This window comes from Flavobacterium sp. (genome assembly GCF_044371705.1).
In the GTDB taxonomy this organism is placed as follows: domain Bacteria; phylum Bacteroidota; class Bacteroidia; order Flavobacteriales; family Flavobacteriaceae; genus Flavobacterium.
In genome coordinates this window covers 1-6079 of sequence record NZ_JBILTE010000153.1, presented here as the reverse complement: position 1 = coordinate 6079, position 6079 = coordinate 1, and the positions used below count along the sequence as shown (strand labels likewise).

The following is a 6079-nucleotide window of genomic DNA, read 5'->3' as shown; positions in this document are numbered from 1 at the left end:
CTAAAATAATCAATTAATGATTTTTTGCATTCTAACACATGTTGAACATACAGAGCAAAACGGAAAATACTTTGCTTATGCTCCCTATGTCAATGAAATGAATTTGTGGGGAGAACATGTAGATAAAATGATTGTGGTTGCTCCAAAAAACGATTTTTCAATTTCACCTATTCATGCATCGTATGTAAATCCAAATCTGTCATTTAAGTCTATTCAAGCGTTTAATTTAATCTCCCTTGCGGGAATATTTGGGACAATCTTTGCCATTCCATTCAATTGTTGGGTTATTTTTTGGGCGATGAAAAAGGCCGATCACATTCACCTTCGTTGTCCGGGAAATATTGGTTTGCTTGCCTGTTTGGTGCAGATTTTATTTCCAAATAAAAGAAAAACGGCTAAGTATGCCGGTAACTGGGATCCAAATGCAAAACAACCTTGGACCTACCGCTTGCAGAAAAAACTACTGAACAACACTTTTTTAACCCGAAACATGACAGTTTTAGTCTACGGTGATTGGGAAGGAAACTCTAAGAATTGCAAATCATTTTTTACGGCAACTTATAGTGAAAATGAAATAAAAGAAACACCTCCCAGAAATACTAATCAATTGATTCATGCACTTTTTGTAGGCACACTTTCTTCCGGCAAACAACCCTTGTATGCTATTCAATGTGTAGAACAATTACAAGCAATGGGCTGCCAGATTCAATTGGATATGTATGGAGAAGGTGCCGAACGAAATAAATTAGAACAATATATTTCTGCTAATAATTTACATGATTTTGTCCACTTAAGGGGGAATCAATCCCGCAACGATTTAATTGATGCGTATCAAAACAGTCATTTTCTGTTTTTACCATCATTGAGTGAAGGTTGGCCAAAAGCAGTAGCTGAAGCAATGTTTTGGGGCTGTGTGCCACTTGCCACAAAAGTGTCTTGCGTGCCACAAATGGTTGATTTTGGTAAGAGAGGCGTCTTACTAAACGGAATTATTCAAAATGACACTAAAATAATTTTTGATTTAGCATCCGATCAAAAGAAGTACTTTGAGATGGCTACATCAGCGATGGAATGGTCGCGAAAGTTTACAATCGAACGCATGCAAAGTGAAATAAAGCAATTGTTATCGTAATAAAACTATTGGTTGTCTTATTTTTGTGTTTATTACCTGATAAATACATTCTTTCATTCATGAAAAGAAGTTCAAAAAACGACTTGCGTATTGTACAACTTATTGATTCACTCGAAATTGGTGGAGCGGAACGGATGGCTGTAAATTATGCAAATGCCTTGTTGTCAAGAGTTGGATTTTCAGGATTAGTTACTACAAGAAATGAAGGTTTGTTAAAAGATAAATTGAATAGAGATGTAAGCTACCTTTTCTTAAATAGAACAAGAAAAATTGATTTTACATCTCTTTTATTGTTTGTCAAGTATTGTAAAACCAACCGGATTTCACACATACATGCGCATGGGACTTCCTTTTTTACGGCGGTATTGACTAAAATTTTGCATCCTTCCATTAAAATCATTTGGCATGATCACAATGGTAATAGAGCGTTTTCCTCGGGATTTCAGAATAATACCTTGCGGATTTTTTCAAATTTTTTTAGTGGAATAATCGTGGTAAATAAAGATTTAGAAGTTTGGGCAAAACAAAAATTAGCTTGTCCCAAGGTACTTTTTTTATCTAATTTTGTTGTAAAGGAAACTGTTTCTGAGGGAGCCATTTTAAAAGGTGTTGCAAATAAAAGAATACTTTGTTTGGCAAATATTCGCTGGCAGAAGAATCAGACAATGTTAGTTGAGGTAGCCGATTGCATTAAAAACAAGTATCCTGATTGGACTTTTCACTGTGTTGGAAATGGTTTAGAAACAGACTATGGTCAACAAGTACAAAACCTTTGCAAGGAAAAAGGATTAGAGAATAGTGTTTTTTTTTATGACGGCATTGCAGATAATGCGACGGTCATTAATCAAGCGGCTATTTGTGTATTGACTTCTGTTTCTGAAGGTTTACCGGTGGTGGTTTTAGAATATGGATTGTATAGCAAACCAGTAATTGTAACTGCAGTTGGAGAATTACCTGAATTGATAATCAATAAAGTAAATGGTGGAATAGTGTCTTCAAATGCCAGTGAAGAATTTTGTGAATTACTTTCGTTTGCCATTGAAAACATAGAAGTCAGAGAAAAGTGGAGTGCTATTTTTCATCAACAAGTGATTGAAAATTACACAGAAGATCAAGTGCTTTCAAACTACTTAAACTGGATTTTAAATTCCCATGAAAATAGCTGATAAAACTTATATTTCGCTCATACTTTTTCATGCACTGCTAGGAGCATTGGTTTTTGCGTTTCTACCCTTAGCAAAAGTTTACGCTTTTTTAATGATTGGTTTGGGTCTGATTTTAGTGATAAAAAATCAAAACAGAAACAACGAAGTTTTATATGTAGCTGCTTACATTGTTGGAAGCGAAGTTTTTTTGCGGATGACCGGAGGAAATCCCAATCATGAATTCTCAAAATATGGCGTTATTTTTTTTATGATTGTAGGGATGTATTACAGCGGATTGTCAAAAAACTCCATTCCTTATTGGTTCTTTATTCTTTTGCTAGTTCCCGGAATATTGTTGGGAACACAGGTTTTAGGAAGTGGCGTTGAAATGCGTAAAACCATCATTTTTAATATCTCGGGTGAAATTTGTTTGGCAATTTCCGCCATTTACTGCTATTTACGTCCAATTAGTTTAACTGAATTAAAAAGAGTTCTTTTAGCAGCCGGTTTGCCAATTATCTCTTGTGCAATTTATTTAACGCTTTATACGCCTGATTTAAGAGAAGTTATTACCTCAACCGGTTCGAATTTTGCCACTTCGGGCGGATTTGGACCCAATCAAGTAGCTACAGCTTTGGGCTTAGGGATTTTTATTTTTGCCGGTAGAATGATTTTTGATTCTCCTTCATTCCGATTGGTTCTTGTAAATTTTTTAATAACTACGCTATTCACTTATCGCGGATTATTAACCTTTTCCAGAGGAGGAATGATCGCAGGATTATTAATGATTTTGGCATTGATTTTAATAACTTTTTTTAAAGTTAATAGCAAGGGAAAAAGGAAAGTAGTGGTTTTAATTTCATTCTTTCTTTTGATTTTTGTACTTTCTTGGACCTATACTTCAATAAACACAGGAGGGTTGATTGATAAGCGTTATCAAAACAAAGATGCTATGGGAAGAGAAAAAGAAACTAAATTTTCCGGACGTGAAGCAATATCATTGACTGAAATTGAAGGTTTTTTAGAAAATCCATTCTTGGGAATGGGTGTTGCCAAAGGTACCGAAATTCGCAAACAGCAAACCGGAATGGTCATTGCCTCTCATAATGAAATCACCCGTTTAATTGGAGAACACGGGTTTTTTGGAATTCTGGCTCTTTTACTTTTATTTACGGTTCCCTTGATTGCGTTATTAGGAAATAAAGGAAATATTTACATAATCCCATTTCTGCTTTTTTGGTTTTTAACCTTAAATCATGCCGCTATGCGAACTGCAGCTCCTGCTTTTATTTACGCCTTATCCTTACTAAAAGTTGTACTTTATGAAAACACTGATATACGTAGGGAATAAAGTTTCAAGTCACGGACTTAATGTTTCAACCATCGATACCTTAGGAGCTTTATTGCAAGGTGAAGGTTATAAAGTAGTTGTGGCCTCATCTAAGAAAAATATTTTGCTGCGATTTTTACATATGTTATGGGTCGTCTTTGTACATCGCAAGCAAACTGATTTCGTTTTAATTGACACGTATAGCACTCTTAGTTTTTGGTACGCCTTTTATGTGAGTAAACTTTGCAAATATCTCCGCTTACCCTACATCCCAATTTTACATGGAGGAAATCTACCTTATCGTTTCAGTACAAGTAGAAAGGCAACCAGTTTCCTTGTGAATTATGCTTTTAAAACTGTAATTCCATCTGAATATTTGCATTCACATCTAAAGGAATTTGATATACCAAGAGTACAAATTATTCCCAATGCTGTTGAATTAGAGAATTATACGTTCAAAATGCGGGATTCATTTCGCCCAAAATTGCTGTGGGTTCGTGCACTTGCCAAAATATATAATCCCGAAATGGCTGTTCAAGTAGTTGCAATTTTGAAAAAAGAGTACCCTGAAGCACAATTAACTATGATTGGTCCTTTTAAGGACATTTCAAAGTTAGAAATGCAAACAATAATCGATTCCTATGGTTTAGAAGTGCAATTGCCGGGCAAACTTTCAAAGGAAGAATGGATTGCTCGTGCAAAAGACTACGATATTTTTATTAATACAACTACCATCGACAATATGCCTGTGAGTGTTATTGAAGCGATGGCATTGGGTCTGCCGGTTGTTTCCACGAATGTTGGGGGAATTCCATTTTTAATTGAGCATGGAAAAACAGGACAATTGGTTGAATCAAATAATCCTCAGGCAATGGTAGCGGCGATCAAGATGTATTTAAATGATTTTAATTTTGCAAATCATATTTCAGTGAATGCAAATAAGCAGGTTCAAAATTTTGATTGGCGAGTTGTTAAACATCAATGGATTCAGTTGTTTGAAAGCAATTAATTTATAACTATTTTTGAAGGCACTTATTTAAGTAGGTTTCGCTGTGAAGAATAAAAAGAAAATACATTTCGAAATTTCAGAACGTAAAATATTGTTGCGGATTTTTGATGTGCTTTTTGTTTTGGCTTCCCTTTACGTTGTTGGTGTTATTTTTGATTTTGATTATTTTCAAATTAATTCATCTAATTACTATTGGACCATTGTTTTAGGAACCTATCTACTTTTTTTAGGAACTGTTTTTGAAATGTACAATCTTCAAGTCGCGAGTAATCAGTTTTTGGTTATTAAAAGTATTATTCTTACCGGTTCTACAACAGTTCTTTTATACCTGCTAACACCTATACTAACGCCGGTGTTGCCAAATAATCGTATTCAAATTGTTTATTTTTATGTTGCCGTTGTATTCTCTTTATTTCTGTGGAGAATGTTTTATCAAAGCTTTTTAGCATCTAATCGCTTTGAGAAAAAGGCACTTTTGGTCTGTGAAATAAATCAGGTAGAAGAACTCATCAAAGGTTTGCAAAATATTGATCCGCATTACAAGATTTTAGGTTTTTTAAAAACTGATGAGTCCAGAGAAGTGTTGGAAGTTGAAACAAATATCAAAAATATTTCTGTTGACGAATTGGAAGTTTTTGTGAAAGAAAAAGGCATTTCTGAAATTGTAATTGCAACAGAAAAAACAGATGCTATTACAGTAGATTTATATAATAAGCTTTTGAATTTGCTTGAAAGTGGGTTCATGATTCGTGAGTATACACAAGTGTATGAAAGTTTGACACAGCGAATACCTGTGCAGTATGTTGCCAAAGATTTTTATCGATATTTCCCTTTTAGCAGAAGTAACCAAAATCGTCTGTACCTATTTGTAGTGCGACTGTTGGAACTTATTTTCTCTGTTATTGGGATTTTTATAGGTGTTTTGCTTTTGCCCTTTATCCTTGTTGGAAATGCCTTTGGAAACAAAGGATCACTGTTGTATTTTCAAAATAGAGTAGGACGTAATGGTAAAGTTTTTCGAATACTTAAGTTTCGTACCATGGTAAAGAACGCCGAGCAAAATGGAGCCGTTTTTGCCACAACCAACGATGTTCGAATTACTCCTTTTGGGAAATTTTTACGCAAATCAAGAATTGATGAAATTCCACAATTTATAAATATCTTTTTAGGAGATATGGCAGTTATTGGTCCACGACCTGAACGGCCTATTTTTGTGGAAGAGATAGCTGCAGTCATGCCTTTTTATCAAACCCGACATGTGATTAAACCAGGACTAACCGGTTGGGCACAAGTAAAATACGCCTACGGAGATTCAATCCAAGATAGTTTGATTAAACTACAATATGATTTGTATTACATCAAGCATCGAAGTATTTTTCTTGATATTAATATAGTCATCAAAACAATCAGTACAGTTATATTCTACAGAGGTCAATAGTTTTAAATAGACGGTTTTATTTAAT

Annotated in this window: 5 protein-coding genes; all 5 read left to right on the top strand. The window is 34.5% G+C overall.

Translation table 11 applies throughout. The features are described from left to right. Positions 1-16 precede the first annotated feature (16 nt). From ACIQ2S_RS10245 to ACIQ2S_RS10225, 5 genes are read left to right on the top strand one after another with little or no spacing between them, the layout of a single operon-like run. The gene (locus ACIQ2S_RS10245) at positions 17-1132 is read left to right on the top strand and encodes a glycosyltransferase family 4 protein (RefSeq protein WP_396175633.1); all 1116 of its coding nucleotides are present in this window, start codon (positions 17-19) and stop codon (positions 1130-1132) included. A gap of 59 nt (positions 1133-1191) precedes the next feature. Continuing rightward, on the top strand, positions 1192-2298 hold the full coding sequence (locus tag ACIQ2S_RS10240; protein ID WP_396175631.1) for a glycosyltransferase: 1107 nt from the start codon (positions 1192-1194) through the stop codon (positions 2296-2298). Then, positions 2285-3628 carry an O-antigen ligase family protein gene (locus tag ACIQ2S_RS10235; RefSeq protein WP_396175629.1) on the top strand — a complete coding sequence of 448 codons (1344 nt, stop codon included), beginning with the start codon at positions 2285-2287 and terminating at the stop codon, positions 3626-3628. The genes ACIQ2S_RS10240 and ACIQ2S_RS10235 overlap by 14 nt, the downstream gene beginning before the upstream one ends. Further along, the gene (locus ACIQ2S_RS10230; protein WP_396175627.1) at positions 3600-4616 is read left to right on the top strand and encodes a glycosyltransferase family 4 protein; all 1017 of its coding nucleotides are present in this window, start codon (positions 3600-3602) and stop codon (positions 4614-4616) included. The genes ACIQ2S_RS10235 and ACIQ2S_RS10230 overlap by 29 nt, the downstream gene beginning before the upstream one ends. Positions 4617-4659: 43 nt before the next feature. After that, positions 4660-6054: an exopolysaccharide biosynthesis polyprenyl glycosylphosphotransferase gene (locus ACIQ2S_RS10225; protein WP_396175625.1), complete on the top strand. Its 1395-nt coding sequence runs from the start codon at positions 4660-4662 to the stop codon at positions 6052-6054. The last annotated feature ends 25 nt before the right edge of the window (positions 6055-6079 follow it).

Coding starts and splice junctions, on each gene's coding strand:
- ACIQ2S_RS10240 (WP_396175631.1), top strand. CDS start 1,192: ATGAAAAGAAGTTCAAAAAACGACTTGCGTATTGTACAACTTATTGAT.
- ACIQ2S_RS10245 (WP_396175633.1), top strand. CDS start 17: ATGATTTTTTGCATTCTAACACATGTTGAACATACAGAGCAAAACGGA.
- ACIQ2S_RS10230 (WP_396175627.1), top strand. CDS start 3,600: ATGAAAACACTGATATACGTAGGGAATAAAGTTTCAAGTCACGGACTT.
- ACIQ2S_RS10235 (WP_396175629.1), top strand. CDS start 2,285: ATGAAAATAGCTGATAAAACTTATATTTCGCTCATACTTTTTCATGCA.